The following is a 17930-nucleotide window of genomic DNA, read 5'->3' as shown; positions in this document are numbered from 1 at the left end:
ACCTTGCGCCGTGCCACCACCCTTCCCGCCGTCCGACCGGACCGCGACGACGATCCGCCGGTGTTCGGTCCCGGACCGGTCGTTCCCGGACGACGCGCACTTCGCAGCCCTGCAACGGGTGCGGGTGACCGCGGCGCACGTCCTGCCGCGGCACGCGGACGGGGGCCGGTCATGAGGAACGCCTCACACTCCGACCCGTCGGGGCTGGAGCGCGGGCCGTTGACCCGCCGGTTGCCCGTGCTGTGGCAGGCACCCTCCGACCCGCCCGAGGTCCGGCCGTTCGAGGCCGGCGCGGAGACCACGGCCGGCCGGTTCCTGGTGCGCGTGATCCTGTCCGTGAGGCGGATCACGGTTCCCGCGACGCTGGCGGCGATCGTGTGGCAGGTCGGCGAAGCGGCCGTGCCGGTGGTGATGGGACTCGCGATCGACCGGGCGCTCGCCACCGGGAACGCGGCGCAACTGCTGCTGTGGCTCGGTGTTCTCGTGGCGTTGTACGTCGTGTTGACGGTGGCGGCGAAGTTCGCCGTGCAGCTGACCGCGTACGCGATCCAGCTGCTGCAGCACCGCCTGCGGAGCACCCTCTCGACCGGCGTGCTGCACCCGGCCGCCGGCGGCGCCCACGCGCCGGACGGTGGCGTGGTCTCGTTGATGACCAACGACGTCGCCCGCATGGCCAACGGCGTCCAGCTCGTGATCATGCCGATCGCGCGGGTCATGACCATCGGGTTCATCGCCGTGTCGCTGCTGGGGACGCACTGGGTGCTCGGGCTCGCGGTGCTGGTGGGCGCGCCGGTGGCGGTGTGGCTGATGGGCGTGCTCAGCGAGCGGCTCTCCCGCGACACCCGCGAGTACCAGGGACTGCTGGCCACCACGGTCGGACTGGCCACGGACGTCGTGGCGGGCTACCGCGTCGTCAAGGGGATGCGCGCCGAGACCGAGGCGACCAGGCGGTACCGGCGGGCGAGCCAGGAGACGCTCGTCGGCGCCAAGCGCAACGCGGGACTGCTGGGGCGGTTCCTGATGGGCTCCGGTGTGGTCACCGGCGTGTTCGTCGCGGCCGTGATGGGGCTCGCGGGCTGGTTCGCCGTGGACGGGCAGCTGAGCGTCGGCGAGCTGATCGCCGCCGTCGGCCTCGCCCAGGCGCTGCTGCCGCAGATCCAGTCGATCGCGAACGACTCCATCCCCAACCTCGCCGGGTCCCGCGCCTCGGCCGCGCGCATCCTCGACGTGCTGAAGGCCGACACCCCGTCGCAGGAGTCCGACGACGACGCACGGCCGGTCGTCGGCCCGCTGCCGGTGCTGGAGGTGTCGACGCCCGCCGCGACGGTCCGGGTGGAGCCCGGCGAGCTCGTGGGGGTGCGCGCCGACGACCTGACCGCCGCCCGCGTCGCGGAAGCGTTGCTGGATCCCCGTGATCCCGGCAGCGAGATGGCGGTGCGGCTCGACGGGATCTCCGCGCGGGAGCTGACCGCGGCCGAGTACCGCTCGCGGGTCGCGTTCACGCCGCACCGGGTCACGTTGTTCAGCGGGACGATCCGCGACAACCTCGCCGCCACCGCGGCCGCGCCCGAGCGGGTGGCAGCCGCGGTGAGCGCCGCCGCGTGCGGTGACTTCGCCGCCGATCTCGACCTCCCGGTCGGCGAGGACGGCAACCGCTTCTCCGGCGGCCAACTCCAGCGACTCGCACTCGCCCGCGCTCTCGCGGGCGACGCGCCGGTGCTCGTGCTGCACGACCCGACCACCGCGGTCGACCCGGTCACCGAGCACACGATCGCGCAGCGGCTGCGCGAGGTGCGCGCGGGCCGCTCGACCCTGCTGATCACCTCCTCCCCCGCGTTGCTGGGCAGCTGCGACCGCGTCGTCGAGCTGCTCGCGGACGCGCCGACGACCACGAGGACGACGTCATGAGCGGGGCAACCGGGCACGCGCTGCCGGTCGCGGGCGGCAGGGAGACGGCGAGGCAGGTGTGGCGGCTCAGCCGCGGGCACCGGCTCCGGCTCGTCACCGTCGCGGCGCTGGGGATCGTCAGCACCGGCGTCAACCTGATCCCGCCCGTGGTCATCGGGTTCCTCGTCGACCGGGTGCGGGCCGGCACCGCCGACCTCGGCACCGTGCTGACGGTCACGGCCGTCATGGCGCTCTCGGCCGTGCTCGGCGCGATCGGCACGGCGGTGACGGTCGTGCTCGCCACCCGCGTCTACCACACCGTTCTCGCCGCGCTGCGCGAACAGCTCGTGGCCCGCGCCATGACGCTCCCCCAGCACCTCGTCGAACGCGCCGGGACCGGCGACCTGATCTCCCGCACCAGTGACGACGTCACCGCCGTCGCCGACGCCGCCCCCGCCGTGATCCCCGCGCTCACCGTCAGCGGGTTCACGATCGTCGTGTCACTGGGCGGGCTCGCGGCACTGGAGTGGCCGTACGCCGCCGCGTTCGCCGTCGTGCTGCCCGTCTATGTGCTCGTCATGCGCTGGTACCTCCGGGTCGGCCCCAGGGTGTACGGCGCCGAGCGCGCGGCGATGAGCGCGCGGGCGCAGCAGATCCTCGAGTCCCAGCGCGGCTACGCCACCGTGCTCGGCCTCGGGCTCACCGAACGACGGCACGACACCGTGATGGCCGCGTCCTGGGGCGTCGCCGTGCACACGCTGCGCGCGCGGACCGTGATGGCCATGCTCAGCCTCCGCCTGAACCTCGGCGAGTGCCTGAGCCTCGCCACCGTCCTCGTCGTCGGCTTCGTCCTGATCGAGGCGGACATGTCCACCGTCGGTGGCGCCACCGCCGCGACGCTGATCGTGCTGCGCGTGCTCGGACCGATCAACGAGCTGCTGTACGTCGTCGACGACGTGCAGTCGGCGCTCGCCTCGCTCAGCCGCATGATCGGGGTCGCCACCATCCCGGAGGAGGCGGACGAGCGGCCGGCTCCGGCGGACGCGGGCATCGCCGTGCGGCTGCACGAGGTCGCGTTCGGCTACGGCGACGGCCCCCGCCTGTTCGACGACCTCACCCTCGACATCCCCAGCGGTCAGCGCGTCGCCGTGGTCGGCGCCTCCGGGGCGGGCAAGACGACGCTCGCCGCCGTCATCGCGGGCATCCACCTGCCCGACGCGGGAACGGTGGCGCAGCCCGGCCGGACCACGTTGATCACCCAGGAGACGCACGTGTTCGCCGGCACCGTGCGGGACAACCTCACGCTGGCCGCCCCCGGCGCGACCGACCACGACATCCACGCGGCGCTCGACGCCACCGGCGCGGCCGGCCTGCTCGACCTGCTGCCGGACGGTCTCGACACCGTGATCGGCACCGGCGGGCACCCGCTCACCGACGCGCAGGCCCAGCAGGTCGCCCTCGCCCGGCTGCTGCTCGCCGACCCGGATCTCGCGATCCTCGACGAGGCGACCGCCGAGGCCGGTTCCACCCACGCGGGGTTGCTGGACCGCGCCGCCGACGCGGCACTGCGCGGGCGCACCGGGCTGGTGATCGCGCACCGCCTCTCCCAGGCCGCGACCTGCGACCGCATCGTCGTCATGGAGCACGGCCGCATCATCGAGACCGGAACCCACGAAGAGCTGGTCGCCGCCGGTGGCGTGTACGGCGGGCTGTGGAGCGCGTGGGAAGCCGGACGAAGCACGAACACCGAGTTGGGAAGGAATGGCTCATGACGGGAAACGCTGTCGGCACGCCGGACAACACGGCGGTACGGACCGCGTTGTGGCGCGCCCTGCACACCCAGGTGGACGAGCAGCCGCACGTCCTCGACGACGTGCTGGGCGCCCGGCTGGCGCAGGACGACGACGGGTGGCGTGAGCGCGGGGACATGGTTCCCGAAGCCTCACGGGGCAAGCGCGCCACGATCGTCGGCCGGGCGCGGCTGACCGAGGACCTGGTGGCGCAGGCCGCGAGCCGCGGTGTCGACCAGTACGTGATCCTCGGCGCGGGCCTCGACACGTACGCGCAGCGTCATCCCGACGCGGGCTCGTCCATGACCGTCTTCGAGATCGACCAGCCGGAGACGCAGAACTGGAAGCGCGCCCGGCTGGTCGAGCTCGGCTACGGCATCCCCGAGTGGTTGCGCCTGGTGCCGGTCGACTTCGAGGACAACGACGACTGGTGGGAACGCCTGCAGGCGGCCGGGTTCGACCCCTCGCGCCCCGCGGTGGTGTCCTGGCTGGGCGTCACGATGTACCTGACCGAGCAGGCCACGTCGGCGACGCTCGAGCGGGTGGCGAGCCTGCCGTCCGGCTCCTCGCTGATCGTCACGTACTTCCGCCACCTCGAGGACCTCCTGCCCGAGGACGTGCAGATCCGGCGCGCTTCCCGGGAAGGCGCCCGGCGCTCCGGCACGCCGTTCATCGGTTTCTACACCCCCGACCAGATCGCCGAACTGGCGCGCAAGGCCGGTTTCACCGGCACCGAGCACGTCTCGGCGGCCGGTCTGGCCGAGCGCTACTTCGCGGGCCGCACCGACGGCCTGCGTCCGTACAGCGGCGAAGAAGTGCTGATCGCCACCGTGTGACACGGCTCGAACCGTCAAGAATTTCCGGGCAAGCATTGTGAACGAGGAGTACTGATGAGCCTGACCACCGAGCAGTTGATCGCCGACGTCGCCGACGTGTTGTTCATCGAGCCGGCGGAGATCGACTACGAGCTGAGCCTCCGCGACCAGGGGATGGACTCGGTGCGTCTCATGGACCTGGTGGAGCGCTGGCGGACCGCGGGGGTGGACCGGATCGACTTCATCACCCTGGCCGAGGACTCGCGCCTGGGCCACTGGATCGAGGTCATCGAGAAGCTCCAGGCGGGCGAGGAAGTGGCTTCCTGACCCAGCGGTGCGGCCGTGGCCGGGTTCGTCGTGGACGACCCGGCCCGCCCGGCGGCTCAGCTCACGGTGCCAGCACCCGAAGGGTGTTGCCCCACCCCACGAGCGACGTCTCGACCACCTTCAGACCGGCGGAGGCGATGACCGCCTCGAGCTCGTCCTCGGTGCGGTAGCCGGACCCGTGCAGCGTCAACTGCAGGAGGTCGCGCTCCGCGTCGTGCTCGTCCAGCTCGTCGAGGTCGAACGTGTCCTCCACCAGCAACACCCGGCCACCGGGCTTCAGGCTCGCCGCGGCCCGCTGGAGGATCAGCCTCGCCTCCGCGTCCCGGTGCTGCCCGAGCGTGTAGACGACCAGCACGGCGTCCGCGGGGTCGGTCTTCTCGAACACCGACTGCTCGACGATCCGGATGCGGTCGCGGCGCGCCGCGTCCTCGATGCTCGTGGGGATGTCCCCGCGGAACCAGTCCGCCGCGGTGGGGAGCGCCACGATGGTCACCGTCGCCTCCGGAAGCCCCGCGGTGAGGTGGTCGGCGTGCACCACCGCACCGGCCGCGTGGACGACCACGGTGCGCGCGCCCGCGAGCACGGGTGACTTCGCGAGCGGTTCGGCGAGCACCTGCGCGAACCGCGACCTCTCCTCCAGCAGCGGGTGCTCGAAGGACGCGTCGCCGCGAAGGGCGTCCCAGTCCTGGCCCGTCACCGACTCCAGCACCGGGCGGTCGTCGCGAACCGCTGCCTCCAGGCCGAAGAAGGCTTGCGTCATGCGGGACTCGACCCCGCCGGAGACCAGGTGGTCGAGCACGGACTCGTTGGTCAGGAACTCGCCGGTCTCCGTGAGCCGGTACTCGTCGCCGTCGCGTGCCAGGAGCTCGATCGCCTGCAGGTAGCGCAGGAACTTCGCCAGGGAGCGTTCGCTCGCGCCGGTGTGCCGCGCGAGCGCCGGGACGGTGCGCGCTCCGCGGCTGATGCCGTCGGCGACGCCGAGGTTCGCGGCCACCCGGATCGCCAGCGGCGGCAACAGCTCGGACATCTCGTGGAACTTCTCGAACGCCTCGTCGTTGCGCTCGGGGTCCGGCAGCGAAGGGTCCTCCTCCAGCGCCACGACCTCCGTGCGCCGCCAGTAGCCGGTGAAGTCGATGTCGGCCTTGTCGACACCGCGCTCCTCCACGAGGTACCGCCGCAGGTCGCGCACCACGGACTGCTCCCCGGCGAGCCAGGCGAACATCGACCCCTCGCGCCGGCCGGCGTCGTGGATCGCCTGCAGCAGCAGGGACTTGGTGCCCGACGGTGCCCCGTCGCGCACGACCCAGGTCACCTCGACGCCGGGGCGTTGCGGGAAGTCGACGCGGTGCGAGTCCTCGGCCACCTCGACGTAGACCTCGGCCTGGACGCCGTCGGGCAGTTCCCGGAGCATCCGGTCGATCGCCGGGACGGCCGTGTCGTCCCCGACGACGAGGAACCAGTCGTACCCCTCGGGCCAGCCGCTCGAGGCCGACGGTCCCCCGACGTGCAGCCGGTCGCCCGGCTTCGCCCGGTACGCCCACGTCGTGGCGACGCCCACCCCGTGCTTCACGAAGTCGATGTCGAGCTCACGCGCCTGCTCGTCGTAGCGCCGGACCGTGTAGACCCGCCACAGCGCGGGCGGGTCGGCCGGCCAGCGGAACTTGCCGTCCTTGTAGACCGGGACCACCGGCTCGCTCTCGCCGGGGTACGGGAAGATCAGCCGGACGCTGTCGTCGAAACCGTCGCCGGCGAACGCGGGGAACGTCGTGCCGTCGGCGCCGACGAACGACCCCAGCTGATCACCGGTCAGCGTCACCCGGCGCAGTCCCGGGGTGACGTCGACGACCCGCGCCACCTCCAGCTCCCGCAGGGCGATGGTGTGGACGGAGGTGGGACGGGCACGACGCGGCACAGGGGCTCCTCATAGTTCGTCGGCGAGAGCTGCGCGGAGAACGGTGACCGCTTTCTCCGCGAAGCCAAGGAAGGTGATGGTCGTCGTGTCCGGTGCGAGGTGGTACCGGATCACCGCGCGGTACAGCTTCTCGGTGCCCTCCACGGCCGGTGACCCGCCGTCCGGCCCGTAGACCCGGGTCAGGAGCACCGCCGGGGAGGGGGCACGTCGCAACGCCCGGCGACCGGCCTTGTTGTGGTGGCGCAACAGGGCCAGCTCCGGGGTCCTGGCCGGCTCGGCCTCGTCGAGAGCGACGGTGACGGCCGCGGTGAACGGGCCGACCGTCGCGTCGGGGGTCAGCGGGACCTCTTCGTCGACCACGCCACCGATCGACGAAGCGACTCCTGTCGTGTGGAGCGCGGTGCGGATCGCTTTGAGGACAACGTCTTCGCTCGGCGAGCCGTCCAGCCGGACGCGGGAGACCGTGCCGGGTGCGAAGGTCGACTCGTCGATCGTCCCGGCTCGGGCGAGGAGGTCCTTCCAGCGGTCGAGGCCGTCTGTGGCGACCGCGTCTCCTGCTGCCTCGACGGCTTCGAGAGCGGGGACGAGCGCTGCCGGGCGGGACTCCGCTTGCCGCAGTGCCTCCGCGAGACGGTGCAGCGAGGCCCGGTCGACGATCGCCGCGTGGACGGCGAGCACCGCGACCGTCGGAGTGCAGGCGAGAGCGGCCGGGCGGCCGTTCGAGATGTCGACGAGGGCAGCGGCCGCGGCCCTGAGCTCCTCGACGGTCGAGTCCTCGGCCAGCTCCGCGACCTGGGGCTCGACGGACCCCGGTGGCAGGAGGTGGGTGAACCACAGCCGCCGGCCGGAAGCGTCCACGGACAGGCGCAGCGCGTCCGTGACGGCGACGAGTGAGCGGAAGGACGAGGCGACCGGTTCGCCCGTCTCGACGAGCTCGGTGAACACGTACTCGTCGGGTGCGGGGTCCGTCTCACGCAGCCGCTCGAGAGCGGCAGAGGTCGGCACCAGGACCGGCTCGGCTGGCACGGCCTCGGGCGTCGGCGGCTCGACCAGCGCGGCGAGAGCGCCGATCGTGCGTCCCACGAACACCTCGGACAGCTTGAACGTCAGGCCGTGCTCGCGCGCCGCCGCGACGAGCCGTGCCGCGGAGATGCTGTCGCCGCCCAGGCGGAAGAAGTCGTTGTCCACGCCCAGGTCGACGTCGTCGCCGAGGTGCAGGACGGCGCGGAAGACGCGCGCGAGAGCGATCTCCGCCGCGGTCTCCGGCGCCCGGCCGTCGCCCGCGCCCGCCGCAAGGTCCGGTCGCGGCAACGCGCGGCGGTCCAGCTTCCCGTTCGCGGTGACCGGGAACGCGTCCAGGCGCACGAACGCCGCGGGCACCATGTAGTCCGGCAACGACCGCGCGAGGTGCTCGCGCAGCGCCTCGTCGTCGGCGGTGCCGGTCACGTAGGCCGCGAGGTACTTCCCGCCGGCCGGGTGCTCCAGAGCGACGACCGCCGCACCCGACACGGCCGGGTGCTGTTCGAGGACCGCGCTGATCTCGCCGAGCTCGATCCGGTAGCCGCGGATCTTCACCTGGTCGTCGCCGCGGCCGAGGTACTCCAGCTGCCCCGAGGAGTTCCACTGCACCACGTCGCCGGTGCGGTACAACCGCGCGCCGTCGTCGCTGAACGGGTCGGCCACGAACCGGCCGGCGGTCAGGCCCGCGCGCGCGACGTACCCGTCCGCGAGCTGCACCCCGCCCAGGTAGAGCTCTCCCGCCACCCCAACGGGTACCGGCCGAAGCCACTCGTCGAGAACACGCGTCGTCGTGTTCGCCACCGGAACGCCGATCGGCACGCCCACCGCGTCGGCGAGCCCGGCCCGGACCACCGGGTGGGCGGTCACGTCCACGGCCGCCTCGGTCGGACCGTAGAGGTTGTGCAGCTCCGCGTTCTCGAACAGTGCGACGGCATCGGCCGCGGGCGCCACGGGCAGTGCCTCGCCGGAGCAGAACACCCGTCGTACCGAGGCCACCGGCTTGCTGTCCGGGGCCGAGGCGAGGAACGCCTGCAGCATCGACGGCACGAAGTGGGTGACCGTGACCGCGTGACGTTCGACCACGTCGAGCAGGTGCTGCGGATCCTTGTGCCCGCCGTCCTGCGCCACGACCACCGCCGCGCCGGTCACCAGCGGCAGGAAGAACTCCCACACCGACACGTCGAACGTGAACGGGGTCTTCAGCAGCACCCGGTCCGACGCGTCGATCCCGTAGTCGTCCCGCATCCACCACAACCGGTTGACGATCGCCTCGTGCGTGACCTGAACGCCCTTGGGGCGGCCGGTGGTGCCGGAGGTGAAGATCACGTACGCGGCGTCCGACGGGAGCAGCTCACGCGAGAGCCGCGGTGCGTCGGTCACGCCGGCGTCGAGGCGTTGCCGCACCAGTTCGACGTGCCGGTCCGTGATCACTACCCGTGGTTCGGCGTCGGCGAGGATGTGCTCGACGCGTTCGGCGGGGTACTCGGGGTCGATCGGCACGTACGCCGCCCCGGCACGGATCACCCCGGCCAGCGCGACCACCAGATCGGCCGAGCGCGGCAGTTGGACCGCGACCCGGTCCCCGACCCGCACGCCCTCCTCGACGAGGAGACCGGCGAGTGCGTTGACCCGCGCGTCGAAGTCGCTGTAGGTGAGCTCGGTGCCGTCGTCGGCGATGACCGCGACCGCGTCCGGGCTCGCCACGACCTGCCCGCGCACCAGCTCGTCCAGAGTCGTCCCGGGCACGTCGACCGCCGCACCGCGCGACCACGCGTCGAGCTGCCGTGTTTCCTCTGCGGGCAACAGGTCCAGCTCACCGACCCGCGACTCCGGTGCGGTGGCGATCGTCGCCAGCACCGACTCGAGGACGGCGACGAACCGCTCGGCGGTGGCCCCGTCGAACAGGTCGGTCGCGTAGGCGAGCTTCCCGCTCACCCCGTCGGGCGAGTCGAAGACGTCGAGGTCGAGATCCGTCTTGACCGCGCCCACCGCCACCGGGCTCGGCTTCGTCAAGGTGTTCCCGATGCGGAAACCGTTGGCGGGGCGGCGATCCGCAACGCGGTGGGTGAGCATGACCTGGAAGAGCGGGTTGCGGCCGGCGGAGCGCTCGGTGCCCAGCGCACGCGTGATCTCCACGAACGGCGCGGCCTGGTGCTCGAACCCGTCGAGCACCGCGCGCCGGGTGTTCCGCAGGACCTCGGCGACCGTGTCACCGGGCTGGAACCGGTGGCGGATCGGCAGGGTGTTCACGAAGTACCCGACCAGGTCCTCCAGGCCGTCCTCGGTGCGTCCGCCGACCGGTGAGCCGATCACCACGTCCGCACCGGCGCCCAGCGCCGACACGGTCAGCGCGACCGCGGCCTGGAGCGTCATGAACATGCTCACGCCCTGCTCGTCCGCGACCCGGCGCAGGCCCGTCACGACCTGGGGGTCGAGGGTGAACCGCAGATCCGCGCCGAGGTGGGTCGGTGCCACCGGCCGGGGCCGGTCCGGCGTGACCGCGGACTCGTCGGGCGCGTCCGCGAGGACGTCACGCCAGTAGTCGAGGTGCCGGGAGAGCGGCGAACCCGGGTCCGACGCCTCCCCCAGGACCTCGCGTTGCCAGATCGCGTAGTCCGCGTACTGGGCCCGCAGCGGCGTCCACCCCGGCTCCTCCCCCGCGGCCCGCGCCTCGTAGGCGGTCGAGAGGTCGCTCAGCAGCGACGGGAACGACCACTCGTCCACCGCGTGGTGGTGCACCGCGACGACGACCATCCAGTCGTCGGCGCCGGCGTGGAGCAGTGCGACGCGGATCGGGAGGTCGGCCGCGAGGTCGAACCTCTTCTGCACCAACGCTTCCACTCGCACATCCACGTCGGCGGCGTCCAGCCCCGTGACGTCCTCGACGAGCGGAGCGAGCCTGCCGGCTGCTTCCTCTGCGGGCACGACGACCTGGCGCAGCGTGCCGTTCTCCTCCACCAGGAGCGTGCGCAGCGCCTCGTGGCGGGACACCACGTCCCGCACCGCCGTGATCAGGACGTCAGGATCCAGGTCACCGCCCAGGCGCAGCACCACCGGCACCACGTACCGCCCACCCGGTCCGCCCAGCTGGTCGATGAGCCAAAGTGCTTGCTGTCCGTGGGAAACCGGCAGGACGTCCGGGCGTGGCAGGTCGCCGATGCGCGTGCCGGAGGTCTCGGTGGTGTCGGCGACGCGGGCGAGGTCGCCGATGCGGGGGTGGTCGAAGACGTCGCGGAGGGTGAGCCCGGTGCCGAGCAGCGCGTTGGCGCGGGCGACGACCCTGGTGGCGAGCAGCGAGTGCCCGCCGAGGCGGAAGAAGTCGTCGTCCACACCGAGGTCGGCGTCGAGCCGCAGGACGTCGCGGAAGATCCCGGCGAGGGCGATCTCGGCGGCGGTCTCGGGTGCCCGGCCGCCGTCCGCACCCGCGGCGAGGTCCGGTTGCGGCAACGCGCGGCGATCGAGCTTTCCGTTGGGGGTCAACGGGAAGCGGGCCAGGAGCGTGAACGTCGTCGGGACCATGTAGTCCGGCACAGACCGTGCCAGGTGCTCGCGGAGCGACTTGACCGGTACCTCGTCGGCGGTCGTGGTGACGTAGGCGGCGAGGTACTTGCCGCCCGCCGGGTGGTCCAGGGCGACGACGGCCGCACCGGACACCGCGTCGTGCTGTTCGAGGACCGCGCGGACCTCGCCGGGTTCGACCCGGAACCCGCGGATCTTCACCTGGTCGTCACTGCGACCGAGGTACTCCAACTGCCCCAGGGAGTTCCACCGCACGACATCGCCCGTGCGGTACAACCGCGCGCCGTCCTCGCCGAACGGATCGGCCACGAACCGGTCGGCGGTCAGACCAGGGCGACCGACGTACCCGTCCGCGAGCTGCACCCCACCCAGGTAGAGCTCACCGGTCAGCGCCGGACGCAGCCACGCGTCTAGAACGTGTGCCGTCGTGTTCGCGACCGGCACACCGATCGAGGTGGTGTCGGTGATGATGACTGCTGTGCCGTCACCGGTGACCTCGGTCGAACCGTAGAAGTTGTGCAATGTTGCTTGTGGCGCAGCGATTCGCATGGACTCCGCGGTACCCGCGGTGAGCGCCTCACCCGAAGAGATCCACGACCGGACGGAGGTCAGCGCCGCGGGTGCGTCGTCGTGCCGAACCAGGACGTCGGCCAGGCTCGGCACGGTCAGCAGGTGCGTGACCCGGTGCCGGGCGATCGTGCCGAGCAGGCCGGCCGGGTCCTGCGCGACCTCGGCAGGCACGACGACGATCCGGGCGCCGGCGACCAACGGCCCGAACAACTCCGTCACCGCGTCGACGAAACCCAAGCCGCTCTTCGACATTGCCACGCTGTCCGGCGTGTAGCCCAGCACGCGCTGACCCCACGCGAGCCGGTTGACGAGCGCACGGTGCGAAACGGCGACACCCTTGGGGTTTCCGGTCGTGCCGGACGTGAAGATCACCACGGCGGCGTCGAGCTCGTCCAGCGGCCGGTCGAGTTCAGGAGCAGCGGCCAGGTCGTGCACGTCGTGGTCGGTGATCACGACGGTGGGCGCGGCGTTGTCGAGGATGTACTTGACGCGTTCCTCGGGATAGCCCGGATCGATCGGCACGTACGCCGCTCCCGCACGCAGAACCCCGGCGAGCGCCACGAGCAGGTCCACCGAACGCGTCATGGCGATCGCGACCCGGTCCCCCACCCGCACACCGCGCTCGACCAGGAGGCGCGCGAACGCGTTGACCCGTCCGTCGAACTGGCCGTAGGTCAGCTCGACACCGCCGGCCACGACGGCGATCGCGTCGGGATCGGCCGCGACCCGCTGACGCACCAACGCGTCCACTGTGGTCGGAGCGACGTCGAGCGCCTCACCCCGCGCCCACGAGGCGTCCGGGCCGTCGAACCCGGTGCTCAGGTCGTGCAGAGTCCGGTCCGGAGCCCCGTCGAGAGCAGCACCGAGGAAACGACCGAACTGTTCGGCGTGCCGAAGCGGGTCGCCATCGACGGAACCTGTGGACAGCTCCAGCCGTATTCCGGTGTCCGGGTCGCGGTAGATCGCGAGGTCGAGCGATCCAACCGGACCGGTGCTGATCGTCTCGGAGACCGCGTCGACATCACCCAGGCGCGACATCGGCTCGAAGAGCCTGATGTTGATCGTCGGGAGCGCGAGGTACGAGGCCTGGCCACCCGGCCACGAACGGGCGATCTGGTGATCTTCGACAGCCGCGTGCCGCCGCGACGTCTTCAGCTGGCTCGCGACGACCTTCAGGACATCCGCGAAGACGTGGTGCGGACCGATCTCGGTGACGACCGGGATCGCCCTCGAAATCGCACTCGGCGTCCTCAGGGATTCACGATCGTCGCGCAACATCAAGGGAACCCGGACCGCGATGCGGTCACGCCCCTCGGCCACGGCGGTGTAGACGCCCCACAACGCGATCAGCGCGTCGGTCCAGGAAACCCTTGCCGCGCGGGCGAACTGCTGGACCTTCGCGTAGGTGCCGTCCAGCATCGGGACGATCACCGGCCGACTCGATGAAGAGAAAACCCCGGACAGGTCCTCCGCGTGGCCGATGCTCTCGATCCCGAGAACGCCGCTCCAGTAGGTGACGTCTTCAGCCCTGGAATCGTTGTGCTCGAGACCTTTCAGGGTGCCGAACCAGCAGTCGGGAACCGGGTCGCCTGCGCGGAGCGCGGAGTAGACCTCGGCGACCCGGCGGATGAACAACGAGATGCTGTAGCCGTCGACGAGCAGGATGTCGGTGACGAGGATCCACGCCCAGGTGCCGTTCTCGCGGCGGACGAGCGTCGAGCTCGTCGCCGGTTCTCCCGTCGCGGTGAGCCGGTCGCGAGCCAGCACCCGCACCCGGTCATCGCCATGAACCTCGTCGACGATCTCCGTCGAGAGCGTCTTGGACGAGTCGACGTAAGCGAACGGCTCACCGTCGTCGTCACCGAAACGCACCCGCATCGCGTCGGTCTCGGCGAACGCAGCGCTGACCGAGGACGCGAACACGGCCGGGTCGACCGGTCCGTCCAGCCAGATCAGCTGACCCGCGCAGAACACCGAGGACTCCGGAGCGAGCTTCCGCGCCACCCAGTTGCCCCGCTGGCTCGCGGTCAACCCCACACGAACAAAAGCCGTCAACGGAAGCACACCTACTTCTCTCGAACCACGGGCGGGCGCTCACGGCCCAAGGGCACGACCGACGGGGTACCGGCGACCGGGTCGGGCACGACGAGGCAGCGGAGTCCGAAGACCTCGTGCACCAGGTCGGCGGTCACGATCTCGGCCGGCGGGCCTTCGGCGACGACCCGGCCGTCCTTCATCGCGATCAGGTGCGTGGCGTAGCGGGCGGCGTGGTTCAGGTCGTGCAGCACGGCGACCAGGGTGTGGCCGACGTGGTGCAGGTCCGTGAACAGCTCCATCAGCTCGATCTGGTGGGTGATGTCGAGGAACGTGGTCGGCTCGTCGAGCAGCATGATGCTGGTGTGCTGCGCGAGCGCCATGGCCACCCACACCCGCTGGCGCTGACCACCCGACAGCTCGTCCACCAGCCGGCCGGACAGCTCCGTGACGGAGGTCTGGTCCATCGCCCGCAGCACGGCCTGCTCGTCGGCCTCGGTCCACTGCCGCGCGAACCCCTGGTGCGGGTACCGGCCCCTGGCCACCAGATCCCCCACGGTGATGCCCTCGGGGGCGATGGAGGACTGCGGCAGCAGCCCGACCCGCCGCGCCACCTCCTTCGTCTTGAAGGAGTGGATGTCGGCACCGTCGAGGACGACCCGCCCGGCCGACGGCTTCAACAACCGGGACAGGCCGCGCAGCAGGGTCGACTTGCCGCACGCGTTCGGCCCCACGATCACCGTGAACGACTCGTCCGGGATCTCCACGGACAGCTCTCGGGAGATGACGCGCTTGTCGTAGCCGATCGTCGCCGACTCCACGTGCAGGCGTGAGCCGCCCGGCGGTGGAGCGGACGCTCCTCCCGCTGCCGCAAGGCCGTCGACGGCGCTGGTGTTGGTGCTCAAAGGCGTCTCCTGGCCTCGATGATCAGCAGCCAGCCGAGGTAGCCACCGCCGAGCACGACGGTGACGATGCCGACCGGCAACGGGGTGGGGGCGACGTGCTGGGCGAGGTAGTCCGCCGCCAGGCAGAGCAGTGCGCCGACCAGGGCGGCGGGAGCGAGCACGATTCCCGCGCTGCGGACCAGCCTGCGGCCGATCTGCGGCGCGAGCAGCGAGATGAACGCGATCGGGCCCGACGCGGCGGTCACCGCCGCCGTCAACGCCACCCCCAGCACGATCAGCCCGAGACGGGTCGCCGTGACCCGCACTCCCTGGGCCGCGGCGGCGTCGTCGCCCAGCTCGAGCTGCCGCATCGGCCGGCTCGCCAGCGCCGCCAGCACCAGGAGCACGGCGATGCAGACGCCGCCGAAGGCGACCTGGCCGGAGGAGACGCCGTTCAGCGACCCGGCTCCCCAGGTGGCGGCGGCCATGGCCTCGTCCAGGTCGGCCTTGAGGATCAGCCAGGTGTTGAGCGAGGCGAGCATCGCCGAGATGCCGATGCCCACGACGATCAGCCGGAACCCCTGCACGCCCCGCCGGTACGCGAGCACGTAGACGGCGATGGCCGTCACGGTGCCGCCGAGCAGCGCCCCGCCCGACAACTGCCAGTACGTGCCGTTGACGAGGAGGATCACGACCAGCGCCCCGGTGTAGGCGCCCTGGGAGAACCCAATGATGTACGGGTCGGCGAGCGGGTTGCGCATCGTCGACTGGAAGAGCGCGCCGCTCACCCCCAGCGCGGCGCCGAACACCAGTGCCGCGAGGACGCGGGGCAGTCGCCACTCGACCACGATGTCGCGGACGAGCCCGCCCGTCCCCCCGGTCAGCGCGGAGACCACCTCCGCCGGACTGAGCTGGTACGAGCCCGTCATCAGCGCGAGCACGGCCAGGCCGGCGACCGCCAGCACGAGGACCGAGCACACGACGAGCGAGCGCCAGTCGAGCCTGATCGCGATCCCCCGGTGCCGCACCACCAGCACCCGCCGCCCGAAGTCGATCCGGCGCGTCCCCGTCCGGGACGAGCCGGCCTGCGGATCGAGTCCGCCGCGCACGCTCACAGTCCGCTCGCTTTCTTCTGCCGCACCAACGCGATGAGCACCGGGGCGCCGACGAACGCGGTGACGATGCCGACGGGGATTTCGGCGGGCCGCATGACGACCCGCCCGAGGATGTCGGAGGCCAGCAGCAGGATCGGGGCTAGCAGCGCGCTGTAGGCGAAGATCCACCGCTGGTCCGGGCCCACGATCCAGCGCGCGACGTGCGGCACCATCAGCCCGACGAAGCCGATCGGCCCGGCGATCGCGGTGGCGCCGCCGGCCAGCAGGGTCAGCGCGAGGATCGCGAGGATGCGGGTGCGCACCAGCCGGACGCCTTGGGAGGCGGCCAGGTCGTCACCGAGGGCCATGGCGTTGAGCGGCCCCGCCACCAGGAAGACCAGCACGAACGCGATGGCGAAGAACGGCAGGGTCGGCCACAACAGCTCGAGCGGACGACTCACGATCGTGCCGGCGTTCCAGGACCGCATCGCGTCGAAGGCGTCCGGGTTGGTCAGCTCGAGAGCCGAACCGGCACCGTGCAGCACCGATCCGACGCAGAGCCCGGCCAGCACCATCATCACCGGAGACTGGCCGCGCCGGGTCGATCCGAGGACGAGCACCACGAGTGTGACGAGCAGCGTTCCGGCGAAGGCGAACCACATGTAGCCCTGGATCTCGCGGATGCCGAGCAGCCCCACGGCGACCGTCACCGCGAAGGTGGCGCCCGCGTCCAGTCCGAGGATGCCGGGATCGGCCAGCGGGTTGCGGGTCAGCGCCTGGATCAACGCCCCCGAGAGACCCAGCGCCACCCCCACGACCAGTCCGACGACGGTGCGCGGCAACCGGAAGTCCCGGATCGCGAAGTGGTCGATGTCGTTCGCCGGGTGGAACAGCGCGTCCCACACGACGGTGGGCGCGATGGCCGTCGATCCGATCATCATGCTCGCCACCAGCAACGCGGCGAGCACGACGAGCGCGACGGTCAGGCCGATCAGACGACGACGCGGCCCGGACACCTTCCTGGTGCCCGGACCGGCGGGTCGTCGCAGCGCGAGATCGGTCACTTCTTGGCGGGGAGGGTCGCCAGTGCCTTGTCGAGCGACTCCAGGTACCGCAGCACGGCGCCGTAGGAGTTGTTGCCGGGGCAGAAGACACCGAGCGACTTGCCGGCCTGCACCGACGGCAGCGCCTTCCAGGTGTTGGTCTCCACCACCGGCGCGAAGACCTCGGTCGCCTTGCCCTGGGCGTCGGCCGGGTAGGTGATCACGTCGTACTTGGACAGCTCGGCGAGCTGCTCGAACGGCAGGTTCGTGTACGCCAGCGGGTCGGCGCCGGCGGCGGCCTTCGGGAAGTTGAAGCCGATGTCGTCCTGGGCGATCTCGACGCAGCCGATGTCCCCGATCACGTACGTGCCGGGGTCGGAGCTCGCGTAGCGGTCGAGGTTGACGAACTTGGTGTTCGCGATGGCGTCCGCGTACGTCTGCTTCATCTTGGCGACGCGGCCCTCGAAGTCCGACTTCTGCTTGGTGAGCGCGTCCTTGACGTTGCCGGCGTCGGCGAGCGCCTCGGCGAGCGCCTTCCACTCGGTGTCGAGGCCCCAGTAGGCCGTCGGGGCGATCTTCCCGAGCTGCTGCTCGATCTTCTTGAACTCGTCGTCGGGGATCTGCACCAGGATCAGGTCCGGCTTGAGGCTGGCGACCTTCTCGAGGTCCACCTCCTGGCCGAGCTTCGTGGCCTGCTGGAACGTCGCGCGCTGGTCCTCCGGCAGCAGCGCGAGGTCGGACTCGGCCACCTCGGTGACGCCCACCGGCTTGCCACCCATGTCGATGAACGGCAGGTCCGTGTTGCCGATCGTGACGACCCGCTGCGGGGAGGCGGGGACCTTGATGTCGCCGTTGCCGGCCTTGATGGTCCGGGTCTCGGCGGCCTTGTCGCCGGTGGTGCCGGCGCCGTTGTCGGCGCTGCCGCAGGCGGTGAGGACGAGCGCGACGCTCAGGATCGCGGCGGTCAGGGCCGCACCGCGCCTTCTCTGGGGAGTCGTGTTCATGGGTGTGCTCATCCTTTTCTTCTTCTTTTGG

11 protein-coding genes are annotated in these 17930 nt (G+C 71.5%); 5 read left to right on the top strand and 6 right to left on the bottom strand.

Annotated features, from left to right (window positions below):
* Positions 1–10: 10 nt before the first annotated feature.
* From ABZX02_RS02105 to ABZX02_RS02085, 5 genes are read left to right on the top strand one after another with little or no spacing between them, the layout of a single operon-like run.
* The gene (locus tag ABZX02_RS02105) at positions 11–175 is read left to right on the top strand and encodes a hypothetical protein (RefSeq protein ID WP_355294246.1); all 165 of its coding nucleotides are present in this window, start codon (positions 11–13) and stop codon (positions 173–175) included.
* Positions 172–1908: an ABC transporter ATP-binding protein gene (locus ABZX02_RS02100; protein WP_355294245.1), complete on the top strand. Its 1737-nt coding sequence runs from the start codon at positions 172–174 to the stop codon at positions 1906–1908. Before ABZX02_RS02105 ends, ABZX02_RS02100 begins: the two co-directional genes overlap by 4 nt.
* Positions 1905–3659 carry an ABC transporter ATP-binding protein gene (locus ABZX02_RS02095; protein ID WP_355294244.1) on the top strand — a complete coding sequence of 585 codons (1755 nt, stop codon included), beginning with the start codon at positions 1905–1907 and terminating at the stop codon, positions 3657–3659. Before ABZX02_RS02100 ends, ABZX02_RS02095 begins: the two co-directional genes overlap by 4 nt.
* Positions 3656–4513: an SAM-dependent methyltransferase gene (locus tag ABZX02_RS02090; RefSeq protein WP_355294243.1), complete on the top strand. Its 858-nt coding sequence runs from the start codon at positions 3656–3658 to the stop codon at positions 4511–4513. The genes ABZX02_RS02095 and ABZX02_RS02090 overlap by 4 nt, the downstream gene beginning before the upstream one ends.
* Before the next feature lie 54 nt (positions 4514–4567).
* Entirely contained in the window at positions 4568–4819 is a 252-nt protein-coding gene (locus ABZX02_RS02085) for a phosphopantetheine-binding protein (protein WP_355294242.1), read from the top strand.
* Between the two features lie 61 nt (positions 4820–4880).
* Here the strand turns inward: ABZX02_RS02085 and ABZX02_RS02080 are convergent, their stop codons facing one another.
* The 6 genes from ABZX02_RS02080 to ABZX02_RS02055 all read right to left on the bottom strand — a co-directional run bounded on the left by ABZX02_RS02080 (position 4881) and on the right by ABZX02_RS02055 (position 17911).
* Complete coding sequence (locus ABZX02_RS02080) at positions 4881–6731, bottom strand: siderophore-interacting protein (protein ID WP_355294241.1); 1851 nt, start codon at positions 6729–6731, stop codon at positions 4881–4883.
* Positions 6732–6740: 9 nt separating this feature from the next.
* Complete coding sequence (locus ABZX02_RS02075) at positions 6741–13871, bottom strand: amino acid adenylation domain-containing protein (RefSeq protein WP_355294240.1); 7131 nt, start codon at positions 13869–13871, stop codon at positions 6741–6743.
* A 35-nt stretch (positions 13872–13906) separates the two neighbouring features.
* Positions 13907–14701, bottom strand: a complete 795-nt coding sequence (locus tag ABZX02_RS02070; protein ID WP_355294359.1) for an ABC transporter ATP-binding protein — start codon at positions 14699–14701, stop codon at positions 13907–13909.
* Between the two features lie 74 nt (positions 14702–14775).
* Positions 14776–15873 (bottom strand): iron chelate uptake ABC transporter family permease subunit, encoded by a 1098-nt coding sequence (locus tag ABZX02_RS02065; RefSeq protein WP_355294239.1) that lies wholly within the window; start codon positions 15871–15873, stop codon positions 14776–14778.
* Positions 15870–16916, bottom strand: coding sequence for an iron chelate uptake ABC transporter family permease subunit (locus tag ABZX02_RS02060; RefSeq protein ID WP_355294238.1), 1047 nt, complete (start codon positions 16914–16916; stop codon positions 15870–15872). Before ABZX02_RS02060 ends, ABZX02_RS02065 begins: the two co-directional genes overlap by 4 nt.
* Positions 16913–17911, bottom strand: a complete 999-nt coding sequence (locus ABZX02_RS02055; RefSeq protein ID WP_355294237.1) for an ABC transporter substrate-binding protein — start codon at positions 17909–17911, stop codon at positions 16913–16915. The genes ABZX02_RS02060 and ABZX02_RS02055 overlap by 4 nt, the downstream gene beginning before the upstream one ends.
* Positions 17912–17930: the final 19 nt, after the last annotated feature.

It is taken from the genome of Lentzea sp. NPDC003310 (assembly GCF_040610935.1).
Taxonomy (GTDB): domain Bacteria; phylum Actinomycetota; class Actinomycetes; order Mycobacteriales; family Pseudonocardiaceae; genus Lentzea.
Note: the sequence above shows the minus strand (reverse complement) of the source record. Positions and strands in the feature narration are given on the sequence as shown.